The 26,633-nt window shown below is 46.7% G+C and carries 25 protein-coding genes, 2 tRNA genes and 1 other annotated feature; of the genes, 25 read left to right on the top strand and 2 right to left on the bottom strand.

Annotation, left to right across the window (positions count from 1 at the left end):
• Positions 1-33: 33 nt before the first annotated feature.
• The 11 genes from HAP68_RS13160 (at position 34) to HAP68_RS13110 (ending at position 6,261) form a co-directional block, all read left to right on the top strand.
• Positions 34-471 (top strand): acyl-CoA thioesterase, encoded by a 438-nt coding sequence (locus HAP68_RS13160; protein ID WP_024085668.1) that lies wholly within the window; start codon positions 34-36, stop codon positions 469-471.
• Positions 472-591: 120 nt separating this feature from the next.
• Complete coding sequence (gene gerE, locus HAP68_RS13155) at positions 592-816, top strand: spore germination transcription factor GerE (RefSeq protein ID WP_003152579.1); 225 nt, start codon at positions 592-594, stop codon at positions 814-816.
• A 186-nt stretch (positions 817-1,002) separates the two neighbouring features.
• Positions 1,003-1,443 (top strand): MarR family winged helix-turn-helix transcriptional regulator, encoded by a 441-nt coding sequence (locus HAP68_RS13150; protein WP_003152580.1) that lies wholly within the window; start codon positions 1,003-1,005, stop codon positions 1,441-1,443.
• Positions 1,444-1,450: 7 nt separating this feature from the next.
• Positions 1,451-2,269 (top strand): glutamate racemase, encoded by an 819-nt coding sequence (racE, locus tag HAP68_RS13145; RefSeq protein WP_012118125.1) that lies wholly within the window; start codon positions 1,451-1,453, stop codon positions 2,267-2,269.
• 107 nt (positions 2,270-2,376) lie between these two features.
• On the top strand, positions 2,377-3,462 hold the full coding sequence (locus tag HAP68_RS13140; protein ID WP_024085667.1) for a GerMN domain-containing protein: 1,086 nt from the start codon (positions 2,377-2,379) through the stop codon (positions 3,460-3,462).
• Positions 3,463-3,571: 109 nt separating this feature from the next.
• Positions 3,572-4,309 (top strand): ribonuclease PH, encoded by a 738-nt coding sequence (gene rph, locus HAP68_RS13135; RefSeq protein ID WP_007612934.1) that lies wholly within the window; start codon positions 3,572-3,574, stop codon positions 4,307-4,309.
• A gap of 11 nt (positions 4,310-4,320) precedes the next feature.
• Entirely contained in the window at positions 4,321-4,917 is a 597-nt protein-coding gene (locus tag HAP68_RS13130; RefSeq protein ID WP_131242028.1) for an XTP/dITP diphosphatase, read from the top strand.
• Positions 4,918-4,932: 15 nt separating this feature from the next.
• Positions 4,933-5,442 carry a YfcE family phosphodiesterase gene (locus HAP68_RS13125; RefSeq protein WP_003152586.1) on the top strand — a complete coding sequence of 170 codons (510 nt, stop codon included), beginning with the start codon at positions 4,933-4,935 and terminating at the stop codon, positions 5,440-5,442.
• A gap of 113 nt (positions 5,443-5,555) precedes the next feature.
• Positions 5,556-5,629, top strand: a tRNA-Arg gene (locus HAP68_RS13120).
• Positions 5,630-5,751: 122 nt separating this feature from the next.
• Positions 5,752-5,825 (top strand) — tRNA-Arg (locus tag HAP68_RS13115).
• A 250-nt stretch (positions 5,826-6,075) separates the two neighbouring features.
• Positions 6,076-6,261, top strand: a complete 186-nt coding sequence (locus HAP68_RS13110) for a hypothetical protein (RefSeq protein WP_003152588.1) — start codon at positions 6,076-6,078, stop codon at positions 6,259-6,261.
• A gap of 39 nt (positions 6,262-6,300) precedes the next feature.
• Here the strand turns inward: HAP68_RS13110 and HAP68_RS13105 are convergent, their stop codons facing one another.
• Positions 6,301-6,651: a hypothetical protein gene (locus HAP68_RS13105; protein WP_014305527.1), complete on the bottom strand. Its 351-nt coding sequence runs from the start codon at positions 6,649-6,651 to the stop codon at positions 6,301-6,303.
• 422 nt (positions 6,652-7,073) lie between these two features.
• Positions 7,074-7,325 (top strand) — a binding site (T-box leader).
• A gap of 119 nt (positions 7,326-7,444) precedes the next feature.
• Here HAP68_RS13105 and ilvB point away from each other — a divergent pair.
• The 13 genes from ilvB to yihA all read left to right on the top strand — a co-directional run bounded on the left by ilvB (position 7,445) and on the right by yihA (position 24,544).
• Positions 7,445-9,169 (top strand): acetolactate synthase large subunit, encoded by a 1,725-nt coding sequence (gene ilvB, locus HAP68_RS13100; protein WP_024085665.1) that lies wholly within the window; start codon positions 7,445-7,447, stop codon positions 9,167-9,169.
• A complete protein-coding gene (gene ilvN / locus HAP68_RS13095) occupies positions 9,166-9,684 on the top strand; it encodes an acetolactate synthase small subunit (protein WP_003152598.1) in 519 nt (172 codons plus the stop codon). The genes ilvB and ilvN overlap by 4 nt, the downstream gene beginning before the upstream one ends.
• A gap of 22 nt (positions 9,685-9,706) precedes the next feature.
• Positions 9,707-10,735 carry a ketol-acid reductoisomerase gene (gene ilvC, locus HAP68_RS13090; RefSeq protein WP_003152600.1) on the top strand — a complete coding sequence of 343 codons (1,029 nt, stop codon included), beginning with the start codon at positions 9,707-9,709 and terminating at the stop codon, positions 10,733-10,735.
• Positions 10,722-12,278, top strand: coding sequence for a 2-isopropylmalate synthase (locus HAP68_RS13085; protein ID WP_024085664.1), 1,557 nt, complete (start codon positions 10,722-10,724; stop codon positions 12,276-12,278). The genes ilvC and HAP68_RS13085 overlap by 14 nt, the downstream gene beginning before the upstream one ends.
• A 20-nt stretch (positions 12,279-12,298) precedes the next feature.
• On the top strand, positions 12,299-13,396 hold the full coding sequence (gene leuB / locus HAP68_RS13080) for a 3-isopropylmalate dehydrogenase (protein ID WP_024085663.1): 1,098 nt from the start codon (positions 12,299-12,301) through the stop codon (positions 13,394-13,396).
• A gap of 49 nt (positions 13,397-13,445) precedes the next feature.
• Positions 13,446-14,864: a 3-isopropylmalate dehydratase large subunit gene (gene leuC / locus HAP68_RS13075; protein WP_003152606.1), complete on the top strand. Its 1,419-nt coding sequence runs from the start codon at positions 13,446-13,448 to the stop codon at positions 14,862-14,864.
• Between the two features lie 15 nt (positions 14,865-14,879).
• Positions 14,880-15,479: a 3-isopropylmalate dehydratase small subunit gene (gene leuD, locus HAP68_RS13070; RefSeq protein ID WP_007408146.1), complete on the top strand. Its 600-nt coding sequence runs from the start codon at positions 14,880-14,882 to the stop codon at positions 15,477-15,479.
• Between the two features lie 118 nt (positions 15,480-15,597).
• A complete protein-coding gene (gene ddcA, locus HAP68_RS13065) occupies positions 15,598-16,602 on the top strand; it encodes a DNA damage checkpoint antagonist DdcA (protein WP_024085662.1) in 1,005 nt (334 codons plus the stop codon).
• 216 nt (positions 16,603-16,818) lie between these two features.
• Positions 16,819-18,093, top strand: coding sequence for a trigger factor (gene tig / locus HAP68_RS13060; protein ID WP_003152618.1), 1,275 nt, complete (start codon positions 16,819-16,821; stop codon positions 18,091-18,093).
• 271 nt (positions 18,094-18,364) lie between these two features.
• On the top strand, positions 18,365-19,627 hold the full coding sequence (gene clpX, locus HAP68_RS13055; protein ID WP_003152620.1) for an ATP-dependent protease ATP-binding subunit ClpX: 1,263 nt from the start codon (positions 18,365-18,367) through the stop codon (positions 19,625-19,627).
• A 150-nt stretch (positions 19,628-19,777) separates the two neighbouring features.
• Positions 19,778-21,436 (top strand): ATP-dependent protease LonB, encoded by a 1,659-nt coding sequence (lonB, locus tag HAP68_RS13050; RefSeq protein ID WP_003152622.1) that lies wholly within the window; start codon positions 19,778-19,780, stop codon positions 21,434-21,436.
• 199 nt (positions 21,437-21,635) lie between these two features.
• Positions 21,636-23,960 (top strand): endopeptidase La, encoded by a 2,325-nt coding sequence (gene lon / locus HAP68_RS13045; RefSeq protein WP_003152624.1) that lies wholly within the window; start codon positions 21,636-21,638, stop codon positions 23,958-23,960.
• On the top strand, positions 23,957-24,544 hold the full coding sequence (yihA, locus tag HAP68_RS13040) for a ribosome biogenesis GTP-binding protein YihA/YsxC (protein ID WP_003152626.1): 588 nt from the start codon (positions 23,957-23,959) through the stop codon (positions 24,542-24,544). The genes lon and yihA overlap by 4 nt, the downstream gene beginning before the upstream one ends.
• 32 nt (positions 24,545-24,576) lie before the next feature.
• On the opposite strand, the gene HAP68_RS13035 is transcribed toward yihA, so the two are convergent.
• Positions 24,577-25,068: a hypothetical protein gene (locus HAP68_RS13035; RefSeq protein ID WP_014305520.1), complete on the bottom strand. Its 492-nt coding sequence runs from the start codon at positions 25,066-25,068 to the stop codon at positions 24,577-24,579.
• Between the two features lie 194 nt (positions 25,069-25,262).
• On the opposite strand from HAP68_RS13035, the gene hemA reads away from it, so the two are divergent.
• Complete coding sequence (gene hemA, locus HAP68_RS13030; RefSeq protein ID WP_015387890.1) at positions 25,263-26,630, top strand: glutamyl-tRNA reductase; 1,368 nt, start codon at positions 25,263-25,265, stop codon at positions 26,628-26,630.
• Positions 26,631-26,633 lie beyond the last annotated feature (3 nt).

Raw genomic sequence — 26,633 nt, 5'->3', positions numbered from 1 at the left:
CGGGAGAGGTTTTTTTATAAGGAGCTGAAGGTGATGAAACAACCGCAATATATTGATATCCCGTTTGAAGAATGGAGACAGTCGTTTTCTTTCTTTACTGAAGTATCGGTTCGTTTTTCAGAAACGGATATGTTCGGCCATATGAATAATGTAACCCCTTTCATCTATTTTGAAGAAGCACGGATCGCTTATTTTAAACAGCAGGGCATGACGGCGCAAAACTCGGAAACGATGACGGTCGTCGCAAGCCAGCAGTGCGACTATATGCGTCAGGTGATGCCGTATGAAAATCTGCGGATTTATGTGAAAGCAAGCGCTGCCGGAAATGCGTCCGTCACCCTTCATTACCTTGGAGAAAATGAGTCGGGCCTGCCGTGCTTTACAGGTTCCGTCGTTATGGTTCAAGTGTCGAAAAAAAGCGGCAAAGCGGTCAGCTGGACGGAGCGGGAGAAAGGCATTCTGCTCGCCTGAACGGATAACTATTTCTCTAAGAGACGTCACCTCCGAAGCGCCCTTTACATATGATATCTTGACTATATAAACCCATTCGTTTCAGATTCGCTCTCACCTTAGCAAGGAGGGTTACAATACTTGAAGGAGAAAGATTTTCAATCAAAGCCGCTGCTGACCAAAAGAGAAAGAGAAGTATTCGAATTGCTCGTTCAAGACAAGACAACAAAGGAAATTGCAAGCGAGCTATTTATCAGTGAAAAAACTGTACGGAATCACATTTCAAATGCCATGCAGAAGTTAGGTGTGAAAGGGCGTTCGCAAGCTGTTGTCGAGCTTCTTAGAATGGGTGAGCTAGAGCTCTGATTCTTGCCGGTTTTCCTTCTTTACGAGAAGGAGCCGGTTATTTGCGTTGGCGCCCGGGCTGATGGGCATGCGGTGAAAATCCCGGTTTTTCCTTTTTCTCCGTCAGTCTTGCATTTTCTTAAAAAAAGAAGGAAAATAGACACGGAGCGCATAGCCCAGAAAGATCCTTGAGTGAGGGATGGACAAATGACATCAAAATCTGTAGAGCATGTTGCGGATATCGAAAAATCACTCCGCCATATCGCTGCGATCATTAAACAAAAAGGAAGAGAAATCCTTAACCAATATGCAATTACACCGCCGCAATTCGTGGGGCTTCAATGGCTTTATGAATTGGGGGATATGACAATAGGCGAATTATCAGGCAAAATGTATTTGGCTTGCAGCACGACGACGGATCTGATAGACCGCATGGAAAAAAATAAGCTTGTCGAGCGGGTCAAAGACCCGGCTGACAGACGGGTCGTCAGAATTCATCTTCTCGCTGAAGGAGAGCGCATTATCCAAGAAGTGATTTTGAAAAGACAGGCTTATTTGCGGGATATGTTTGCGACATTTTCCGAAGAAGAAACAGCCGCTTTCGAAAAATCATTATTGAAACTGCAGCATGAAATGAAAAGAAAATGAGGCGATTTTGTTGGAACAGCCGATAGGAGTCATTGATTCCGGGGTTGGCGGGTTAACCGTTGCTAAGGAAATCATGAGACAGCTACCGAAGGAAAATATCATCTATGTGGGAGATACAAAACGCTGCCCGTACGGCCCGCGTCCTGAAGAAGAAGTTCTTCAATACACGTGGGAAATGACCGATTACCTGCTGGAAAACCACCATATCAAAATGCTCGTGATCGCCTGTAATACGGCCACGGCCATTGCCTTGGAGGATATTCAGCGCAAAACGGATATTCCGGTTGTCGGCGTCATTCAGCCGGGTGCGAGAACGGCGATAAAGGTCACGAAAAACCAGCATATCGGCGTCATCGGCACGGTCAATACCATTAAAAGCAGAGCGTATGAGCAGGCGCTGCTCGGGTTAAACGCAGAACTTCAAGTTGAGAACACGGCTTGTCCGCTGCTCGTGCCGTTTGTGGAAAGCGGACGGTTTCTTCAGGAATCAGCGGAGGAAGCGGTTGAAGCATCGCTTGAACCTTTAAAAGGTACATCAATTGACACCTTGATTTTAGGATGTACGCATTATCCGATCTTAAAAGACCCGATTCAGAATTATATGGGAGAGCATGTGAAAATCATTTCCTCCGGAGACGAGACGGCGAGAGAAGTGAGCACCATCTTGTCTTATAAAGGTTTGTTAAACCAATCGAAACATGCACCGGAGCATCAATTTCTTACAACGGGAGAGCGGAACGGCTTCGCAAAAATTGCCGAAGACTGGTTCGGTCACGAAATCGGCCATGTCGAGTGCATCTCCCTTCAAGAGCCGGTCAGAAAATAAATCAAAAAAACCCCGCTGTTTACAGCGGGTTTTTTTGCGCTTCCCGGTCTATTTCCCGGACAGGGCTCGTATACATCATAGTACAAACAGCCTTAGGAGGGAAAAGTATGCTGAAAAAAGGACCTGCAGTCATTGCTGCAACATGTCTTACTTCGGCTTTTGTATTATCTGGATGCGGTTTATTTCAATCCGATAAAACAGCCGGGGAAATTGACCCGCCTCAAGACATTTCATATGTAAAGGATGAAGCGGGAATTCAGGCAAAACCAAAGCAGTCAGAGAAAAACGGCATTTCTAAAGCCGACCAGCCGGCCAATACAGTCATGCGAGAACTGTATCTGATTGATAAAAACGGCTATGTCGCAGCACAGACACTGCCTCTTCCAAACAGTGAGGGAACCGCAAAGCAGGCCCTTGAGTACTTGGTTCAGGGAGGGCCTGTATCAGAAATCCTGCCGAACGGCTTCAGAGCGGTGCTCCCTGCGGATACGACGGTAAATGTCGATATTAAAAAAGACGGCACTGCCGTCGCTGATTTTTCGAAGGAATTTAAAAACTATAAAAAAGAAGACGAACAAAAAATCCTGCAATCGATTACATGGACGCTTACCCAATTCAGCTCAATAGATAAAGTCAAAATCAGAATCAACGGGCACGAGCTGAAAGAAATGCCTGTGGGCGGCACGCCGATTACGGGCGACTTAAGCAGAAAAGACGGGATTAATATTGAAACGGCCGGAGTGAATGATCTGACAGACACCCACCCGCTGACTGTATATTATCTGGCGGAAACAGAGACGAGCGAATACTACGTGCCTGTCACAAAGCGGATTGACAATTCGGAAACAAATGACATCACCGCTGCCGTTGAACAGCTCGCCGACGGACCGGGCAAAGCAAGCGGGCTTTTAACGGACTTTAATAACGATGTTAAACTTCTCAGCAAGCCGAAAGTGAAAGACGGCCAGGTTACACTGGACTTTAACAGCTCTATTTACGGAAGCGCCGACGAAAAAACAAAAATGGTGTCATCGGGCGTACTGGACAGCATCGTTCTCACGTTAACCGAACAGCCGTCGATTAAAAGTGTTTCTATAAAAGTAAACGGAAAATCAGAACTGGTGAATGAAAAAGGAGAATCCCTTTCAAAACCTGTTTCGAGGCCGGCACAAGTGAATACGGGTAGTTTTTAATTTGCGATTTTTGATATACTAGTAAAAAAGAGGTTAGCGTTCCGGCTGCCTCTTTCTTTATTCACAATCCGGAACAAAAGGTTTATGTACATATAATCGGAGGTAAAATATGAGACACGACGGAAGACAGCACGATGAGCTGCGCCCTATCACATTTGATTTGGATTTTATCACTCACCCGGAAGGCTCTGTTTTAATTACAGCGGGAAATACAAAGGTCATCTGTAATGCATCTGTGGAAGACCGGGTGCCGCCATTTTTACGCGGCGGAGGAAAAGGCTGGATCACAGCGGAATACAGCATGCTTCCCCGTGCGACGAATCAAAGAACGATAAGAGAATCTTCAAAAGGAAAGGTCTCCGGCAGAACGATGGAAATTCAGCGGCTGATCGGGCGCGCGCTCCGGGCCGTCGTTGATTTGGAGAAGCTCGGCGAACGGACGATCTGGATCGACTGTGACGTCATTCAAGCTGACGGCGGAACAAGAACGGCTTCCATTACGGGCGCCTTCTTGGCAATGGCCATTGCGATCGGCAAACTCGTAAAAAGCGGCGTTATCAAAACCTCTCCTGTGACAGATTATCTCGCGGCCATTTCTGTCGGGATGGATAAAGAAGAAGGCCTTCTTTTGGATCTGAATTATGAAGAGGATTCGGCGGCTGAAGTCGACATGAATATTATCATGACGGGAAGCGGACGTTTTGTAGAGCTTCAAGGGACGGGCGAAGAAGCCACATTCTCCCGTGAAGATTTAAACGGACTGTTAAGTCTTGCCGAAAAAGGAATCCAGACGCTTATTCAAAAGCAAAAAGAAGTGCTGGGAGAAACATTGCCTGAACTGAAATAAGAAAGAGAGGCCTGATCACCGTGAAAGAAGCCATTATTGCGACACATAATCAGGGAAAAGTGAAAGAATTCAAGGAAATACTCGAACCGAAAGGCTACAGCGTCTCTTCTTTGGCGGAAATCGGATTTACGGAAGAAATTGAAGAAACCGGACATACCTTTGAAGAAAACGCCATCTTAAAAGCGGAAGCCGTGGCAAAAGCCGTAAACAAAATGGTCATTGCAGACGACTCCGGTTTATCGGTGGACAACCTTGGAGGCAGACCGGGCGTTTATTCAGCCCGTTATGCCGGAGAAGCAAAAGATGATAAGGCGAATATGGACAAGGTGCTGTCAGAATTAAAAGGCATCGAAAAAGAGCAGCGCACGGCCCGTTTCCGCTGCGCCCTTGCCGTCAGCATGCCGGGGCAGGAAACAAAAACGGTCGAAGGTCATGTTGAAGGGTATATCGCGGAAGAACCCGAGGGGGATAACGGATTCGGCTATGACCCCATTTTTATTGTGAAAGATAAAGATAAAACCATGGCCCAGCTGACAAGCGCTGAGAAAAACAAAATCAGCCACAGGGCTGAGGCGCTCAAGAAACTGTCAAAGCTGCTTGATTCATAAGGGGGAGCGTATGCAATGAAAGTGCTGATAATAAGTGACAGTCACGGCCTTGAAGACGAGCTGGAGACGATTGCAAAGCGGCACGAAGACGAAGCGGATCTGATGATTCATTGCGGTGATTCAGAGCTTGACGCCGCACATCCGGCACTCACGCCGTATCACAAGGTGAAAGGCAATTGCGACTTTGGCGGCGGGTTTCAGGATGAACTCCTTCTGGATGCCGGTTCAAAGAAAATTCTCGCCGTTCACGGGCATCTTCACGGCATTAAACAGTCACTTTTAACTGTTTTTTACCGGGCGGAAGAGCTTGGGGCGGATATCGTCTGCTTCGGCCATTCACATATTGCCGGGAGTGAAGTGCTTCGGGGCAAGCTTTTGATTAATCCGGGCAGCATCCGTCTTCCGAGAGTCCGCAATGTGAAAAGCTATGCCATTCTTACTCTTACAGAAAGAGAAGGCGCCGTGACATTTTACGACGAAACGGGTCGGGAATTGAAGGACTTGGGGAATACAATCAGTTTTTAACAAGTGATGGGGGAGATTTCATTCTTCCCCATCAAAAGTTTTTAAAAAAATGTTGACTTATGATTTGAACCTGTATATAATAAATCTTGTCGCTGATACATAAAGCAAAAGCTGTCCCAGTAGCTCAGCTGGATAGAGCAACGGCCTTCTAAGCCGTCGGTCGGGAGTTCGAATCTCTCCTGGGACGTACAAAAAAAGAGCTGGTGACATCAGAGTGAAAACTGATGCCGCTGGCCTTTTTTATCGGATGACTATATTGTCAATTCACTGATATCATGGTAAAATAATCAGCAGATATTTGTTTTTCATGTCCCAGTAGCTCAGCCGGATAGAGCAACGGCCTTCTAAGCCGTCGGTCGGGAGTTCGAATCTCTCCTGGGACGTATAAAAAACCTCAAGCCCTGACAATGGGTTTGAGGTTTTTTTGTATTTTATTTTTAGTTTTACGAAACAAAAGTTCCGTATTTGATGAAAATTGTAAAGAAATTTTAATGTAAATGAAACTTAATGTAATATTTACCGTAATAAATATATGTATAAAGATACTTAAGGCGCCCTTGAGTGATAAATTATCTGATTTCTATCATACGTTTTGTTGATGATTGATAGAAAGACAGCAGGAGGAATTAGCTTTTGAAGTACGCATTTGCATATAAAAATCACAATATAGAAACGATCTTTTGCGGAAAAGACGAGCTGTTTGAGGAACTGAAACAATTTTTAATCACTCAATGCGGTTTAATCATTGTTGAGGTTTCAAGGGCTGATTACTATACGGAGCAGGAAATGAATCAGTGGAATGAACGTTATACTCTGTGAATAAGAAAAGAAACCGGCCGTGTGAGACCGGTTTTTGTATCATCTGAATCCGCTCGGAGCGCTGAAGCCCCCGGCATGGCCGCTGAAACCGCCACCGAGCGCGCCGGGATGTGCCCCGGCGCCGAGGCTTCCGCCGACGTCACTGAAGGTTTGGCCGTAGTACCCGGATGTATAAGGGTACGGAACGAATTGCTGTCCGGCGAATGACAGTGTGCTTTGCGGGGTCTGCTGTCCGTATCCGGATGGCGGAAATCCCTGCTGAAAAGAAGGGCCGCCTTGATATGGTGCTGTATGCATCGGGGCCGGAGGATAGTAAGACTGCGGCGGTAAGACCGGTAAAGGCGGAAATCCAGGAGGCAGGCCCTGCATGCCTGATAACATCTTATTCATGACATCACTCATTTCTTACGAGATAAGAACAGTGTATGCGTATGTCTGTATAAAGAGCCTGTTCAATCGAACGGAATATCTGACAAGCATGCCGGAAGGACAGAGAAAAATCGCGTAATAAAATGTGACATATTCGTATATGAACGGAAAAATTTCATGTAATCTTGAGAGATTAATAAAAAAAATATAAAAACTTTTAACATTTGCCGATCCTTTTATATCAGTAATGAAAGCGTATACAAAATAGATTGATTAATCTAAATTGTCTAATAATTATAAAAATGCTGTTGACACTGTCTGCAAACGGGCGTAATATGAGTTCAAACAAAAATAAATAAATGATTCACGCTAAAAAGAAAAATCATAAAACACTGAAAAAACAAACAAATGAAGGTTCTTTTTTAATAAAAGAGCTGCCATAATAAAAAGCGCAGAAGAGGATAAGTAGCTTTGCTGAAGTTTTTCACAGAGAGCCGGTAACGCTGAGAGCCGGTAAAACAAATCAAAGTGAACTCCCCTCAGAGTGCCGGTCTGAAATGTAAAGAGTAGGACTCGGCCGAGTGAACGCAATGTTTACTCGTTATCAAAACGGATAATCATTATCCATGAGACGGTCTGCATATGACCGTAAACAAGGGTGGTACCGCGGAGAGCAAAGCCTTTTCGCCCCTTTTGGCTATCGCATGAAATGCTTGGCTGAATGTGGGTGGGAAGGCTTTTTTATTTGCGTCAGCCGGCGCTGCGTTTTATGAATTGGATTTTAGAAGGGAACATTGAAAAGGAGGAACTGAAAATGGGCACAAATGTACAGGCGGATTCTTTGTCTGCCGATTGTACAAAAACAATGAACGGGGCTCTGATGCTGATTGAATCATTAAAGAAAGAAAATGTCGAGATGATCTTCGGCTATCCGGGGGGAGCCGTCCTTCCGATTTACGATAAACTGTATCAATCAGGATTGGTTCACATCCTGCCCCGCCACGAGCAAGGCGCGATTCATGCGGCAGAAGGGTATGCGAGAGTCTCCGGAAAGCCGGGGGTTGTGATTGCTACCTCCGGACCCGGAGCGACAAATTTAGTTACCGGTCTTGCGGATGCGATGATTGATTCACTGCCGCTCGTAGTGTTTACCGGTCAGGTCGCCACTTCGGTCATCGGCAGCGACGCTTTCCAGGAAGCCGACATTTTAGGAATTACGATGCCGATTACGAAACACAGCTACCAAGTCCGCCGTCCGGAAGATCTCCCCCGTGTGATTAAAGAGGCGTTCCATATTGCCACGACGGGAAGACCGGGCCCGGTATTAATTGATATACCGAAGGATGTCGCAGCATTTGAAGGAGAATTCAGATATGATCACGAGATCAATCTTCCGGGTTATCAGCCGGTAAAAGAGCCTAACTATCTGCAGATCCGAAAGCTCGTGGAAGCTGTCAGCAGTGCGAAAAAGCCGATTATTTTAGCCGGAGCGGGTGTTTTGCACGGTAAAGCTTCAGAAGATTTAAAAAATTATGCTGAACAGCAGCAAATTCCGGTAGCGCACACGCTTCTCGGTCTGGGCGGTTTCCCGGCAGACCATCCTCTTTTTCTGGGAATGGCGGGGATGCACGGCACATACACAGCGAATATGGCGCTTTACCACTGTGACTTGTTGATCAGCATCGGAGCGCGGTTCGATGATCGCGTGACCGGAAATCTGAAGCATTTTGCAAAATCGGCCAAAGTAGCGCATATCGATATTGATCCTGCTGAAATCGGAAAAATTATCGAAACGCAGATTCCGGTGGTCGGCGACAGTAAAATCGTCCTTCAGGAATTATTGAAGCAAAACGGAAAACAGGGACAGACAGAGGAATGGAAACAGCAGCTTTCAGAATGGAAAGAAGAATATCCGCTTTGGTATACAGACGACAGAGAAGAGGGCTTGAAACCCCAAAAGCTGATTGAGTATATTCACCAATTCACAAACGGTGAGGCGATTGTGGCGACGGATGTCGGCCAGCACCAGATGTGGGCGGCTCAGTTTTATCCTTTCCGAAAGGCTGATAAGTGGGTGACCTCGGGGGGGCTCGGCACAATGGGCTTCGGCCTTCCGGCGGCCATCGGAGCGCAGCTGGCCGATCGTAACGCCACGGTCGTTGCCATCCTCGGAGACGGCGGTTTTCAGATGACCCTTCAGGAATTAGATGTCATCCGGCAGCTGAATCTTCCTGTCAAAGTGGTTATCTTGAACAACGAATGTCTGGGCATGGTCAGACAGTGGCAGGAAATCTTCTATGAAGAACGCTATTCTGAATCCAAATTCTCGGCGCAGCCTGACTTTGTCAAATTGTCAGAAGCCTACGGCATTAAAGGCGTCCGGATTTCATCGGAAGAAGAGGCGGAAGAAGAGCTTAAAAAGGCGCTTTCATCAAAAGAACCGGCCGTTATTGACGTCCGGGTCGCCAAAAGCGAGAAAGTATTCCCGATGATTGCGCCGGGTAAAGGACTTCATGAAATGGTGGGGGTGAAACCTTGAAACGCATTATCACATTAACGGTGGTCAACCGCTCGGGGGTATTAAACCGGATCACCGGCCTGTTTACAAAAAGACACTATAATATCGAAAGCATCACTGTAGGCCACACGGAAACAAGCGGTGTTTCAAGGATTACATTTGTCGTCCATGTGGAAGGCGAAAATGACGTAGAGCAGCTGACAAAGCAGCTTAACAAACAAATTGACGTCCTGAAAGTGACGGATATTACAAATCAATCGATTGTACAGCGTGAGCTGGCATTAATCAAAGTTGTTTCCGCACCGTCGGCCAGAACGGAAATCAATGGAATCATTGAGCCGTTCAGAGCTTCCGTCGTTGATGTCTCAAGAGACAGCATCGTCGTTCAGGTTACCGGCGAATCTAATAAAATCGAAGCGCTCATAGAGCTTCTCAAACCTTACGGAATTAAAGAAATCGCGAGAACGGGCACAACGGCTTTTGCGAGGGGAACCCAGCAGAAGGCGTCATCCAATAAAACAATTTCAATTGTATAACACAAAAAAGGGAGAGATTAAAATGGTAAAAGTATATTATAACGGTGATATCAAAGAGAACGTATTGGCAGGTAAAAAAGTAGCGATTATCGGTTACGGTTCACAAGGTCATGCACACGCGCTGAACTTAAAAGAAAGCGGAATTGATGTCATTGTCGGCGTCAGACAAGGCAAATCATTTACACAGGCCCAAGAAGACGGTCATAAAGTCTTTTCGGTAAGAGAAGCGGCTGCCCAGGCTGATATCATTATGGTTCTTCTTCCGGATGAGCAGCAGCAAAAAGTATATGAAGCTGAAATCAAAGATGAATTGACGGCGGGCAAGTCATTGGTATTCGCACACGGATTTAACGTCCATTTCCATCAGATCGTGCCTCCTGCTGATGTGGATGTATTCCTTGTCGCCCCTAAAGGACCTGGACACCTTGTCAGAAGAACATATGAACAAGGCGCGGGCGTACCGGCATTGTTTGCCATCTACCAGGATGTATCAGGCGAAGCGAAAGATACGGCTCTTGCTTATGCAAAAGGAATCGGCGGAGCGCGTGCGGGGGTTCTTGAAACAACATTTAAGGAAGAAACGGAAACGGATTTGTTCGGTGAGCAGGCTGTTCTGTGCGGAGGTTTAACGGCGCTTGTCAAAGCGGGTTTTGAAACGCTGACAGAAGCCGGCTACCAGCCTGAACTCGCATACTTCGAGTGTCTGCACGAACTGAAGCTGATCGTAGACTTGATGTATGAAGAAGGATTGGCGGGCATGAGATACTCTATTTCCGATACGGCTCAATGGGGAGACTTTGTATCAGGACCGCGCGTAGTCGATGCGAAGGTAAAAGAATCGATGAAACAAGTATTAACGGATATTCAAAACGGTACATTCGCAAAAGAATGGATCGTGGAAAACCAAGTGAACCGTCCTCGTTTCAATGCGATCAATGCAAGCGAAAACGAGCATCAGATTGAAAAGGTCGGCAGACAGCTTCGTGAAATGATGCCGTTTGTCAAACAAGGCAAAAAGAAGGAAGCGGTGGTCTCCGTTGCGCAAAATTAATGTTTTCGACACGACCCTTCGTGACGGTGAACAATCTCCCGGGGTCAACCTCAATTCCCGGGAGAAACTGGCGATAGCCAAGCAGCTTGAAAGACTCGGGGTGGACATTATTGAAGCGGGATTTCCCGCTTCATCCCGAGGTGATTTTTTAGCCGTGCAGGAAATCGCAAGAACGATTAAAAATTGTTCGGTAACAGGGCTTGCCCGATCTGTCAAAGGTGACATTGACGCAGCCTGGGAAGCGCTGAAAGACGGGGTCAGCCCGCGCATTCACATCTTTATCGCCACCTCTGACATTCATCTGAAGCATAAGCTGAAAATGACGCGGGAAGAGGTTAAGGAAAAAGCGGTTGAAATGGTGAAGTATGCAAAAGAACGCTTTCCGATCGTTCAATGGTCGGCAGAAGACGCATGCCGCACCGAACTTCCGTTTCTGGCTGAAATCGTAGAAGAAGTGATTGATGCCGGCGCGAGCGTCATCAACCTGCCGGACACTGTAGGTTACCTGACGCCTGCTGAATACGGAAACATCTTTAAATATATGAAGGAACACGTTCCGAATATCAGCCGGGTAAAGCTCTCAGCCCATTGCCACGATGATCTCGGAATGGCGGTTGCCAACTCACTTTCGGCAATTGAGAACGGCGCTGATCAAATTGAATGCGCCATTAACGGCATAGGAGAAAGAGCCGGGAACGCCGCGCTAGAGGAAATCGCCGTTGCGCTTCATGTCAGAAATGACGCGCATCAAGCCGATTCATCTCTCAATCTTCATGAATTGAAGCGGACGAGTGATCTTGTCAGCAAACTGACGGGCATGGCCGTTCCCCGCAACAAAGCAATCGTCGGAGATAACGCTTTCGCACATGAATCCGGCATTCACCAAGACGGTTTCCTGAAAGAAAAATCAACATATGAAATCATTTCACCGGAACTTGTCGGCGTGACTGCAGATGCGCTCGTACTCGGAAAGCATTCCGGACGCCATGCGTTCAAAGACCGCCTGAATGCGCTTGGATTCCAGTTTGATAGTGAGGAAATCAATAAATTTTTTACGATGTTTAAAGAACTGACCGAAAAGAAAAAAGAAATCACCGATGATGACTTGATTTCTCTTATTTTAGAAGAAAAAGTGACGGACAAAAAAATCGGCTATGAATTTCTGTCTCTGCAAGTGCATTACGGAACGTCTCAGGTGCCGACTGCAACAGTCTCTTTGAAAAATCAGGAAAACGAACAGCTGATTCAAGAGGCGGCAACGGGGGCGGGCAGCGTAGAAGCCGTTTATAATACGCTCGGGCGCTGCATCGATAAAAATATTGAACTGACAGACTACCGCATCCAATCCAACCGGAAAGGCGAAGACGCGCTGGCTCAAGTTTATGTCAGAGTGACCGTGAACGGAAAAGAAACATCAGGACGGGGAATCGCGCAGGATGTTCTGGAAGCTTCTGCAAAAGCTTATCTGAACGCCGTGAACCGGCAGTTGGTGCTGGATTGCAATATAGACGGATTAAAGAGACGGACTGCGGTCGGCTCGTAATAGAAAGGAGAACGTTTGATTTGAAAAAACGCATTGCTTTGCTTCCAGGTGACGGAATCGGACCGGAAGTGGCGGAATCAGCGGCAGATGTATTGAAAAGAGTTGCCGAACAATTCGGACATGAATTTGAATTTGAAAACGGGCTGATCGGGGGAGCGGCGATTGACGCCCATCAAAACCCCCTTCCTGAGGAGACGGTGGCTCTTTGTGAAAGATCCGACGCCATTCTGCTCGGGGCAGTCGGCGGGCCGAAATGGGACCAAAATCCTCCGGAGCTCAGACCGGAAAAAGGCCTGCTCGGCATCAGAAAAAAGCTCGGTCTGTTTGCCAATCTGCGTCCTGTGACCGTATTTGAAAGCTTGTCTGAGGCGTCTCCGCTGAAAAAAGAATATATCAGCGGCGTCGACTTTGTAATCGTCAGGGAACTGACGGGCGGCCTCTACTTCGGAGAGCCGAGCAGACAGTATGTCAATGAAGCGGGAGAAAAGGAAGCGGTCGATACCCTTTTTTATAAGAAAGAAGAAATCGCACGCGTTGTCAGAGAAGCCTTTAAGATGGCTGCCGGCAGAAAAGGAAAAGTGACGTCCGTTGATAAGGCGAATGTGCTTTCTTCAAGCAGACTGTGGCGTGAAACGGCAGATGAAATCGCAAAAGAATTTCCTGATGTGACGCTTGAACATATGCTTGTCGATAATGCCGCGATGCAGCTCATCTACGCTCCGAGCCAGTTTGACGTCATCGTAACTGAGAATATGTTCGGCGATATTTTAAGCGATGAAGCCTCCATGCTGACAGGCTCGCTCGGCATGCTGCCGTCAGCCAGTTTATCAAGTTCAGGTCTTCACTTGTTTGAACCCGTGCATGGATCTGCGCCTGACATCGCCGGTAAAGGGATGGCCAATCCGTTTGCGGCGATTTTATCAGCGGCGATGCTTTTGAGAACATCTTTCGGACTTGAAAACGAAGCGCAGGCGGTGGAAAAGGCGGTCGCAAAGGTGCTTGCAGACGGCAGCCGTACACGTGATATCGCCCGGGACGGCCAATATGCCGGAACGCATGACATTACTGAAAAAGTAAAAGCCGCATTAGCCGGCTCGAATACAAAATCTATAGTATGACGCTTTAAAGAAAGCGGTCTTAGTTCATAGGTAGAGGGAGGAAACAAAGATGATGCCTCGAACAATCATCGAAAAGATTTGGGATCGGCATGTTGTAAAAAGCGGTGAAGGAAAACCCGACCTTCTCTATATTGATCTGCACCTCATTCATGAGGTGACGTCTCCTCAGGCGTTTGAAGGGTTAAGGCAGAAGGGAAGAAAGGTCAGACGGCCGCAGAACACATTCGCGACGATGGACCACAATATTCCGACCGTCAACCGTTTTGACATTAAAGATGAAGTCGCAAAGCGCCAAGTAACCGCGCTTGAACGAAATTGCGAGGAGTTCGGCGTCCGTCTTGCGGATCTTCACAGCGCAGACCAGGGAATCGTTCATGTGGTCGGGCCTGAGCTTGGTCTGACACTTCCGGGAAAAACGATCGTTTGCGGAGACAGCCATACATCGACTCACGGCGCGTTCGGAGCGCTTGCCTTCGGTATCGGCACAAGTGAGGTGGAACATGTTCTTTCCACACAGACATTATGGCAGCAGCGGCCGAAAACGCTTGAAATCCGCGTTGACGGAACGCTCCAAAAAGGAGTGACAGCGAAGGATGTCATCTTGTCGGTCATCGGAAAATACGGGGTGAAATTCGGTACCGGATATGTCATTGAATACACCGGGGAAGTATTCAGAAACATGTCTATGGACGAACGCATGACTGTCTGCAATATGTCAATAGAAGCAGGAGCCCGTGCGGGACTGATCGCTCCTGATGACACGACGATTGAATACTGTAAAAACCGTAAATACGCGCCAAAAGGCGAGGAATTTGAAAAAGCCGCCGCAGAATGGAAAGCGTTAAAAACCGATCCGGGCGCCGTATACGATCATTCCATCGTGTTAGACGGCAGCGAGATTTCTCCAATGGTAACATGGGGTGTCAATCCCGGCATGGTTCTTCCGGTCGATGCCCAAATACCTGCGCCGGAAACGATTGATTCTGAAGACGGTAAAAAAGAAGCCATCCGCGCTTACGAATACATGGGGATCGCGCCGAATCAAAAAATTGAAGATATTAAAGTAGAGCATGTGTTTATCGGCTCCTGTACAAATTCACGGATGACCGATCTTCGCCAGGCTGCGGATATGATCAAAGGCCGAAAAGTCGCCGACAGCGTCAGAGCCATTGTGGTGCCGGGTTCTCAAAGCGTGAAACAGCAGGCCGAGGAAGAAGGGCTGCACCGCGTGTTTCTCGAGGCCGGCTTTGAATGGAGGGAATCAGGCTGCAGCATGTGCCTCAGTATGAACAATGATGTCGTGCCTGAAGGGGAACGATGCGCTTCCACTTCCAACCGCAACTTCGAAGGCAGACAGGGAAAAGGCGCGAGAACACACCTTGTCAGTCCGGCGATGGCGGCAATGGCGGCCATTCACGGGCATTTCGTCGATGTAAGAAAGTTTTATCAAGAAAAAACAGTTGTGTAAGGAGTGCGCAAAAAGATGGAACCTTTAAAAACGCATACGGGAAAAGCGGCCGTCTTAAACCGGATCAACGTCGATACGGACCAGATTATTCCGAAACAGTTTTTGAAAAGAATTGAAAGAACCGGATACGGCAGATTCGCGTTTTTTGATTGGAGATACCTTGAGAACGGTGAGCCTGATCCTGAATTTGAATTAAACCGCAAAGTCTATGAAGGCGCGTCCATATTAATTGCCGGAGAGAATTTCGGCTGCGGATCATCCCGTGAGCACGCTCCTTGGGCGCTGGATGATTACGGCTTCAAAATCATCATTGCTCCGTCATTTGCCGATATTTTTCATCAGAACTGTTTTAAAAACGGTATGCTTCCCATCCGTATGCCGTATGATCAGTGGAAAAAACTCGCCGGTCAATATGAAAATCAGTCTCTAAATATGACGGTTGATTTGGAAAACCAGCTCATTCACGACAGTGAAGGAAAAGAGATTTCATTTGAAGTCGATCCGCACTGGAAGGAAATGCTGATTAACGGTTATGATGAAATTTCATTAACGCTTCTGCTGGAGGACGACATTCAGCAGTTTGAATCGAAAAGAAGTTCATGGCTTCAAGCCTGAAAAAAGCCGCCCGGCATCTGTCCGGCGGCTTTTTTTACCGTGTGCATCATCCTTTCTTGTGTTTCATGACGCGTGTTGATACACTTGAACAAAATAAGCGCCTGAAAGGAAATAAAGTATGACGCATGACAAGAAAAAAGCTGATATCATTCCTTTCCCCCGTCTGAAAGAACGCTTGGTTGATAAAGGGATGGCCGCCATGAAGGATAAACAGTATGAGGAGGCCCTCGAACTGTTTTCAGAGGCGGTAAGCCACGGCGATACCGAGTCCGACGTACATTTAGGCATGGCGATTTGTTTTCTGGAACTCGGGGAATTGGAAGAAGCAAAACAAGTTTGCGAGAAAATGCTGAATGAAGGGTACGGCCATTATTTCACCGTATTGCAAGTGTACATGACCATTTTAATTCAGCTGAAACAATATGAAGAAGTCAAAAGCACAATTGAAGCTGTGCTGGAAGAAAACCAGCTGCCCGCAGAAAGTGCGGAGCAATTCTACCGGCTGCTCGAATTCAGCCGCAAAATGACCGATCCCGATCAGCAGGAGGAGGCGTGGGAGGAGGAATACGAGGACATTCTTGATACGGAAAAAGTGCTGAACAGCCCCGCTGAACAAATGAATCTGATTCATTCTCTTAAAGACCGCAATATTGCAAAATACACGGGTCTCTTAAAAACGATTCTTCAAGATCCGGGCGCGCATCCTCTTATTAAGACAATGATTTTGACGCTGATGGCCGAGCACGACTACAGTAAACCGGTCCATATTACAAAATTCGGCGATTCAATGACCGCGATACCGAGTGAAACGGTCCAGCCTGATGCGGCTCCGATTTTGCATCGCGTTCTCCGGGTGCTTGATGAAACGCTGGGCAATGAAAACCCTACATTATATGTTGCCGTCGAGGAGCTGTGGAGAAGACATCTGTACGTCCTGCACCCTTTTATGCCGAAGTTTTTGAACGCGGATTTATGGGCGGCGGCGCTTCATAAGGTCGGTTACGAGATGCACGGCATTGACATTGAGCCGGAGGAACTTCATATGATGTACGAGTTTGACAGCCGCGAACTCGAAGAAGCCTGCACGATGATTAAGGATATTGAAGAAATTTCTTATTTGTAAATCACACCATATAGTTGAAAGCAGTAGGCGTTATGTTATAATATAGTGGTTGTATTTATGTATAGCGGTTTAACTGAAATGAGAATTACGGTTGGACAGGCTGCCAGTTCATTACATAATGATTCTGATTCAAAGCGGTTTTTTCTTTGACAAAGCCGCGGATTGCTTTAGAATGGAAGACCGACACAACCTGAATAGATTTTTGGAGGGAAACACATGTCTGTAAAATGGGAAAAACAAGAAGGCAACGAAGGCGTATTAACGGTTGAAGTTGATGCGGATACGTTCAAAACAGCTCTTGATGATGCATTTAAAAAAGTAGTAAAACAGGTTTCTATTCCTGGATTCCGCAAAGGGAAAGTTCCCCGCGGTTTATTCGAACAGCGTTTCGGCGTTGAAGCTCTTTACCAGGATGCTTTAGATATTTTACTTCCTGTAGAATACCCTAAAGCGGTTGAAGAAGCCGGCATTGAGCCTGTAGACCGCCCTGAAATCGATGTTGAAAAAATCGAAAAAGGCGAAAGCTTAATTTTCACTGCAAAAGTGACTGTAAAACCGGAAGTGAAACTTGGCGATTACAAAGGCTTAGGAATCGAAAAAGATGACACTGCCGTTACTGACGAAGATGTACAAAACGAACTTAAAGCGCTTCAAGAGCGTCAGGCTGAGCTTGTCGTGAAAGAAGAAGGCGCTGTTGAAAACGGCGATACAGTCGTTCTTGACTTCGAAGGTTTCGTTGACGGCGAAGCGTTTGAAGGCGGAAAAGCTGAGAACTACTCACTTGAAGTAGGATCAGGTTCATTCATCCCGGGCTTCGAAGAGCAGTTAACAGGCCTTGAAGCAGGCGCTGAAAAGGATGTTGAAGTAACATTCCCTGAAGAGTACCACGCTGAAGAGCTTGCCGGAAAACCAGCTGTTTTCAAAGTGAAAATTCATGAAATCAAAGCGAAAGAGCTTCCTGAGCTTAACGACGAATTCGCAAAAGACATTGACGAAGAAGTTGAAACGCTTGCTGAATTAACCGAGAAAACAAAAAAACGCCTTGAAGAAGCAAAAGAAAACGAAGCTGACGCTAAATTGCGTGAAGAGCTTGTTCTGAAAGCATCTGAAAACGCTGAAGCTGATGTTCCTCAAGCGATGATCGACACTGAGCTTGACCGCATGCTGAAAGAATTCGAACAGCGTCTGCAAATGCAAGGCATGAACCTTGAGCTTTACACTCAATTCTCAGGCCAAGACGAAAACGCGTTAAAAGAGCAAATGAAAGAAGATGCCGCAAAACGCGTAAAATCAAACCTGACTCTTGAAGCGATCGCTCAAGCAGAAAACCTTGAAGTAACGGACGAAGAAGTTGAAGCTGAGCTGACTAAAATGGCTGAAGCTTACAACATGCCGGTTGAAAACATCAAGCAGGCAATCGGTTCAACTGACGCGATGAAAGAAGATTTAAAAGTTCGAAAAGCAATTGATTTTCTTGTAGAAAACCGTTAATATGGTTCATAATAATAGACATAATAAAACAGGGCGCGATTAATTCGTGCCTTGTTTTGTACAATTATGATATAACTCTTTTTCTTGGGGCAAGATAGTCATTGCCGGGCTGTTTTTCGTCATACATATAGAATGTGCAAGTGCGAAACACATTGTTACCGTCTTACTGGAAAGTATGGTAAAATGCAATACATACTCGATCGTAGCAAGAACCGTTTTCTTTTGCCCTTCAGGTAAAAGAAAAAGTGAGACAAGATTAAGGGGTGAAAGAATGTTTAAATTCAACGAGGAAAAAGGACAATTGAAATGCTCGTTCTGCGGAAAAACGCAAGATCAGGTTCGTAAGCTGGTTGCAGGACCGGGTGTATATATATGCGACGAATGTATTGAGCTCTGTACAGAAATCGTAGAGGAAGAGCTTGGTACGGAAGAAGAAGTCGAATTTAAAGACGTTCCGAAGCCGCAGGAAATCCGTGAGATTCTGAATGAATATGTCATCGGACAGGATCAGGCGAAGAAATCACTTGCGGTTGCGGTATACAACCATTACAAACGCATCAATTCCAACAGTAAAGTGGATGATGTTGAGCTTTCTAAAAGTAATATTTCTTTAATCGGACCGACTGGAAGCGGGAAAACACTTCTTGCCCAGACGCTTGCGCGTATTCTGAACGTTCCGTTTGCGATCGCGGACGCTACATCTCTGACTGAAGCCGGATATGTCGGTGAGGACGTAGAAAACATCCTCCTAAAGCTGATTCAGGCAGCAGACTATGATGTGGAAAAAGCAGAAAAAGGCATTATCTATATCGATGAAATCGATAAAGTAGCGCGAAAATCTGAAAACCCGTCCATTACACGCGATGTATCAGGCGAAGGCGTTCAGCAGGCGCTGCTGAAAATTCTTGAAGGAACGGTTGCAAGCGTGCCGCCTCAAGGAGGACGCAAACATCCTCATCAGGAATTCATCCAGATCGATACGACGAACATTCTGTTCATTTGCGGCGGTGCATTTGACGGCATCGAACAAATCATCAAACGCCGTCTCGGACAAAAAGTCATCGGCTTCGGCTCTGATAATAAAGCGGCAGACCTGGAAAAAGAAGAACTGCTTTCTAAAGTTCTTCCGGAAGACCTGCTCCGTTTCGGTCTGATTCCTGAATTCATCGGCCGTCTTCCTGTCATTGCAAGCCTTGAGCAGCTTGACGAAACGGCACTGGTTGAAATTCTGACTAAACCGAAAAACGCACTCGTCAAACAATACAAGAAAATGTTAGAACTTGATGATGTCGAGCTTGAATTTGAAGGCGAGGCATTATCTGAAATTGCGAAAAAAGCGATCGAGCGTAAAACAGGCGCACGCGGCCTGCGTTCTATCATTGAAGGCATCATGCTTGACGTCATGTTTGATCTGCCGTCCCGCGATGATATTGAAAAATGTGTCATTACCGGAGCGACAGTCGCAGACGGTGAAGCGCCGCGTCTTGTATTAAAAGACGGCACTGTTGTCGGCCAAGATAAAACATCAGCATAACACGACAAAACCTCCTGACCCGAATTAATCAGGAGGTTTTTTTTCTTGTCCTGACCCTTCTGAAAATGTTTATTCCGGGCTTTGCTGGGAGATACTAGCGGACAGAGGAATGAATTGGATACATAAATCGTTTTTTCAGGAGGGACCAGCATGAGTTGGACAGGGATCGCATTATTTGTACAGCTGTTTTTCGGGATAGTCATCGGACTATATTTTTGGAATCTGCTCAAAAACCAGCGAACACAAAAAGTGACGATAGATAAAGAATCAAAAAAGGAAATGGAACAGCTGCGCAAAATGCGCGCCATCAGTTTATCAGAACCTTTATCAGAAAAGGTGCGGCCGAAAAGCTTTCAGGACATTGTCGGCCAGGAAGACGGAATTAAAGCATTAAAAGCAGCGCTTTGCGGACCGAACCCGCAGCACGTCATTATTTACGGTCCTCCGGGAGTCGGTAAAACGGCTGCGGCGCGGCTGGTATTGGAAGAAGCGAAAAAGCATAAACAGTCACCGTTTCAAAAGCAGGCTGTTTTTGTTGAACTTGATGCGACGACCGCGCGATTTGATGAACGGGGGATTGCCGATCCGCTTATCGGTTCAGTGCATGATCCGATTTATCAGGGAGCGGGTGCGATGGGTCAAGCAGGCATTCCGCAGCCGAAACAGGGGGCTGTGACCCATGCTCACGGCGGGGTATTGTTTATTGATGAAATCGGCGAGCTTCACCCGATTCAGATGAATAAAATGCTGAAGGTGCTTGAAGACCGAAAAGTATTTTTAGACAGTGCGTATTACAGTGAAGAAAATACGCAAATACCGAATCATATCCATGATATTTTTCAAAATGGGCTTCCGGCGGATTTCCGTTTGATCGGTGCGACAACGAGAATGCCGACTGAAATTCCTCCGGCCATCCGTTCGCGCTGTCTTGAAGTATTTTTCCGCGAGCTGGAAAAGGATGAACTTAAAATCGTTGCGAAAAAAGCAGCCGACAAAATTCAGAAAGAGATTTCTGACGAAGCTCTCAGCGTGCTGACCGCATATACGAGAAACGGACGTGAAGCCGTCAATATGATCCAGATCGCCGCCGGCATGGCGGTGACTGAGGACAGAAAAGAAATCACGACAGAAGATATAGAATGGGTTGTTCATTCCAGTCAGCTCACACCTAAAAATGAGCAGAAAATCGCCGATGAACCGCAAGTCGGCATCGTGAACGGACTTGCCGTCTACGGGCCGAACAGCGGCGCATTGCTGGAAATCGAAGTGAATGTCACACCTGCGCAGGACAAAGGAAGCCTGAATATCACGGGAATTGCAGAGGAAGAAAGCATCGGCAGCCAATCGAAGTCGATCCGCCGCAAAAGCATGGCGAAGGGATCTGTGGAAAATGTGCTGACGGTTCTCCGCACAATGGGCATCAAACCTTCAGACTATGACATTCACGTCAATTTTCCGGGCGGAGGCCCGATTGACGGACCTTCAGCAGGTATCGCGATGGCCGCGGGGATTTTTTCCGCGATTCACCGCATCCCGATCGACCATACGGTGGCGATGACGGGAGAAATCAGCCTGACGGGGCTTGTCAAACCGATCGGCGGCGTCATTCCGAAAATTAAAGCCGCAAAACAGGCCGGAGCAAAAACGGTCATTATCCCTTATGAAAATCAGCAGTCCATTCTGAAACGAATAGACGGAATCACCATTAAAGCGGTAAAAACGTTCCAGGAAGTGCTTGACGTCATATTGGTTGACCCTCCTTCAGAACAAAAACCGTTTGATATCCAAATGAATAAAGAATCCGTATAAACCCCATTTTTATAATGGGGTTTTTTTATGGAGGACATCTTTTCCTTTTTCAGAACAGAAAGAAAGGGTATACTACGAAGAGACTGTTTTATATACAGGGCAGGCGGATAAGCCGATTAAAGCCCGATCCCGGAATTGTACAACGATGAAAAAGTTGTATTATAATGGTTCATACTAAAGTCACGGAGGTGTCAGTCACATGGCAGAAGATACAAAACGCAGCATCCCGCTCCTCCCTTTAAGAGGCTTATTGGTATACCCGACAATGGTTTTACATTTAGATGTAGGCCGTGACAAGTCGGTTCAGGCTCTTGAACAGGCAATGATGCATGATCATATGATTTTTTTAGCCACTCAGCAGGATATTTCGATAGACGAACCGGGTGAAGAGGATATTTTCGCCGTCGGCACTTATACAAAAATTAAACAGATGCTGAAGCTGCCCAACGGTACGATCAGAGTGCTTGTAGAAGGAATTCAGCGGGCGCAGATCCTTGAATACACCGAACTCGAAGATTATACTTCGGTCGATATACAGCTGATGCATGAGGATGATTCAAAAGACGTGGAAGACGAAGCGCTTATGCGGACGCTGCTGGACCATTTTGACCAGTACATAAAAATTTCTAAAAAAATTTCCGCAGAAACGTATGCGGCTGTGACTGATATTGAAGAGCCCGGCAGAATGGCGGATATCGTCGCTTCTCATCTCCCGCTGAAATTAAAGGACAAGCAGGACATTCTAGAAACGGCGGATATTAAAGAACGTCTGAATAAGGTCATTCGTTCCATTCATAATGAAAAAGAAGTGCTGGAGATTGAGAAAAAAATCGGTCAGCGCGTCAAACGTTCGATGGAACGCACTCAAAAGGAATATTATTTGCGCGAACAGATGAAAGCCATTCAGAAGGAGCTTGGCGACAAAGAAGGAAAAACCGGCGAAGTTCAGTCGCTCACGGAAAAGATAGAAGAAGCAGGCATGCCTGAGCGTGTCAAAGAAACGGCGCTTAAGGAATTAAGCCGTTACGAAAAAGTGCCGTCAAGCTCAGCGGAAAGCTCTGTTATCCGCAACTATATTGACTGGCTCATTGCCCTTCCGTGGTCGGATGAAACAGAAGATAAACTTGATATTAAAAAAGCCGGGGAAATCTTAGATAAAGAGCATCACGGCTTAGAGAAAGTGAAAGAGCGGATTTTGGAGTATTTGGCCGTGAAACAGCTGACGAAAACGCTGAAAGGGCCGATTCTTTGTCTGGCCGGACCTCCGGGAGTCGGTAAAACATCTCTTGCAAAATCAATCAGTAAGAGCATGGGGCGCACTTTTGTGAGAATTTCACTGGGCGGAGTGCGCGATGAGTCTGAAATCCGCGGGCACCGGCGCACATACGTCGGGGCGATGCCGGGCCGTATTATACAGGGGATGAAAAAAGCCGGCAAACAAAATCCGGTCTTTCTCCTCGACGAGATCGACAAAATGTCGTCTGATTTCAGAGGCGATCCGTCTTCGGCGATGCTTGAGGTGCTGGATCCGGAACAAAACAGCACATTCAGCGACCACTATATTGAAGAGACGTTCGATTTATCGAAAGTACTGTTTATCGCGACTGCGAATAACCTTGCTTCCATCCCTGGCCCTCTCAGAGACAGAATGGAGATTATCAGCCTGTCAGGCTACACTGAAAACGAAAAGCTGGAGATCGTGAAAGATCACCTGCTTCCGAAACAAATCAAAGAGCACGGGCTCACAAAGAGCAACCTGCAGATTCGGGATCAGGCGATTACGGACATCATCCGCTACTACACGAGGGAAGCCGGCGTGAGAACGCTTGAACGCCAGATTGCCGCCATTTGCCGAAAGGCTGCGAAAGCCATTGTGTCTGAGGAGAGAAAACGCATTACCGTTACAGAGAAAAATCTGGCCGACTATCTCGGAAAACGGATATTCAGATACGGACAGGCGGAAACCGAAGATCAAATCGGGGTTGTCACGGGGCTCGCGTATACGACGGTCGGCGGAGATACGCTGTCAATCGAAGTGTCATTGTCACCGGGAAAAGGAAAGCTGGTTCTGACAGGGAAGCTTGGAGATGTCATGCGGGAATCAGCGCAGGCCGCTTTCAGTTATGTCCGTTCGAAAGCAGAACAGTTCGGAATCGACCCGAAATTCCATGAGAAGTATGACATTCATATCCATGTCCCTGAAGGAGCGGTGCCGAAAGACGGCCCTTCTGCCGGAATTACGATGGCCACGGCGCTCGTTTCAGCATTAACGGACCGTGCGGTAAAACGCGAAGTCGGTATGACGGGAGAAATCACGCTGCGGGGGCGCGTGCTTCCGATCGGCGGACTGAAAGAAAAGGCGCTCGGCGCGCACAGAGCGGGCCTGACCACTATTATTGCGCCTAAAGATAACGAAAAAGATATAGAGGATATTCCAGAAAGCGTCAGAGAAGGACTGAAGTTTATATTCGTTTCTCACCTGGATGACGTTTTGGAACATGCCTTAGTAGGAGAGAAGAAATGAAAGTCACAAAGTCAGAAATCGTGATCAGCGCGGTCAAACCCGAACAGTACCCTGATGGGGGGCTTCCGGAAATCGCGCTGGCGGGCAGATCAAATGTAGGAAAGTCATCTTTTATCAATTCATTAATCAATCGGAAAAACTTGGCCAGAACGTCATCAAAACCGGGGAAAACACAGACTTTAAACTTTTACATCATCAATGATGAATTGCATTTTGTCGACGTTCCCGGGTACGGATTTGCGAAAGTTTCCAAAAGCGAGCGGGAAGCATGGGGGAGAATGATTGAAACCTATATGACGACCCGCGAAGAGCTGAAAGCCTGCGTGCAGATTGTCGACCTCAGACACGCGCCGTCTGCTGAAGACGTGAACATGTATGAATTCCTGAAGTATTACGGCATTCCCGTCATCGTCATTGCGACAAAAGCGGATAAGATTCCAAAAGGAAAATGGGACAAGCACTTAAAGGTTGTCAAACAGACGCTTGATATGGATCCTGAAGATGAGCTGATTTTATTTTCCTCTGAAACGAAAAAAGGCAAAGATGAAGCATGGGGAGCCATTAAAAAAATGATCAGCCGGTAATGAAAAACCCAAAACGCAGTGCGTTTTGGGTTTTATCGTATAGTTTTGTTCCGCTTGATAAACAATAATAAAAGGCTGATTCCGATGAAAACATACGGCCAGTATGTTTTGAAGTGTTCCGTCGGAATATGGACGGACTCCAGCCACGCCGTAATTTGTTTAAAGAAGTATAAAAAGAGGGAAAAACCAATCATGGCAGCCGCTTCGTATACATATTCTTTTCTGGCAGCCGCAAATAAGGAGAATCCGAAGACGAAGAGAATCATTTCAAAATCTCCCGGCCACCATGAGAGCTCAGGTTTGGCGAAAAAGTGTAAACCTATGCCGAAAAGAAGCATGCCGATCAGGACGTGAGGCCCGGCCGCTTCCTTTTTGCCCTGATACAAGAGCACGGCCCCCAAGAGCATAAGGAGCACCGGCCATTCCCCCTGATTCGCAAACAGGTGAACCTGTCCGCTCTGAAGCCATGCGAATAATGAAGCGGCAAGCAGAAGTCCCGGTAATAAAATTGATGTTTTTTTCATCCTGTCACCTACCCGCAGTAAAGGATTTTTAGTATGATGATTACAGTGGGAACGAGCTTTTTATACTATAGCATAACATTTTTGAAATCTGTTCACATTTTCCCGAAGAAACTATGTTATAATTATTATAAATAATAAATTCTATGTTAGAATGATTATAAATAAATTGCGATGTACGGGGGTGCATGAAAGCGATGCATATTCTTGTTGTGGGAGTAGATTATAAATCCGCCCCTATTGAAATACGCGAAAAAATAAGTTTTCAGCCGGATGAGCTTGCAGAAGCGATGCTCCGCTTAAAAGAAGAAAAAAGCGTTCTAGAAAACATTATCGTGTCAACCTGCAACCGCACCGAAATATATGCGGTGGTCGACCAGCTTCATACCGGCCGTTATTATATAAAGACATTTTTATCCGAATGGTTCTCGCTGCCGAAAGAAGAGCTGTCTCCGTTTCTGAAATTTTATGAGAGCGACGCGGCGATCGAGCATTTATTCCGTGTGGCGTGCGGTTTGGATTCCATGGTCATCGGAGAGACGCAAATACTCGGCCAGGTACGCTCGAGCTTTAAAACGGCGCAGGCAGAAAAGACGATCGGCACCATTTTCAATGAGCTGTTTAAACAGGCGGTGACCGTCGGCAAACGCACGCATGCCGAAACCGATATCGGCTCCAATGCCGTTTCCGTCAGTTACGCCGCCGTTGAACTCGCGAAAAAAATCTTCGGCTCATTGTCAAATAAGCACATTTTGATTCTCGGTGCGGGAAAAATGGGCGAGCTCGCCGCAGAAAACCTGCACGGTCAGGGTATCGGCAAAGTAACGGTCATCAACAGAACGTTTTTGAAGGCAAAAGCGCTTGCTGACCGTTTCTCCGGAGAAGCGCGCAGCTTAAACCAGCTTGAACATGCACTTGCTGAAGCTGATATTTTAATCAGTTCGACAGGCGCGAGTGATTTCGTCGTGTCTAAAGAAATGATGGAGAGAGCGGGCAGACAGCGGAAAGGCCGTCCGTTATTTATGGTGGATATCGCTGTGCCGAGAGACCTCGATCCGGCGCTTAACGATCTTGAAGGTGTTTTTCTGTACGATATTGATGACCTTGAAGGAATCGTTGAAGCCAACTTACAAGAACGCCGCGAAACCGCTGAAAAAGTCGAGCTGTTTATTGAAGCGGCAATTGTTGAGTTTAAGCAGTGGCTTAATACGCTCGGCGTCGTGCCGGTCATTTCGGCGCTGCGTGAAAAGGCGCTGTCCATCCAGTCCGATACGATGCAGAGCATTGAGCGCAAGCTGCCTCATCTGACGGTAAGAGAGAAAAAACTTCTCAGCAAACATACGAAAAGCATCATTAACCAAATGCTGCGCGACCCGATTCTGAAAGCGAAAGAGCTTGCGGCTGAAGCGGATTCAGATGAAAAGCTGAAGCTGTTTATGCAGATTTTCGATATTGAGGAAGAGGCCGGCCGCCAGCTGGACAAAAGCCTGGATAACCGCCAGACGGTTCATTCGTTTCAAAAGGCAGAAGCAAAAACGGGCTTACGTCCGCTTGTAAGTGAGTGAGGG

Source organism: Bacillus sp. Bvel1, assembly GCF_014872755.1.
GTDB classification, from domain to species: Bacteria; Bacillota; Bacilli; order Bacillales; family Bacillaceae; genus Bacillus; species Bacillus velezensis.
Note: the sequence above shows the minus strand (reverse complement) of the source record. Positions and strands in the feature narration are given on the sequence as shown.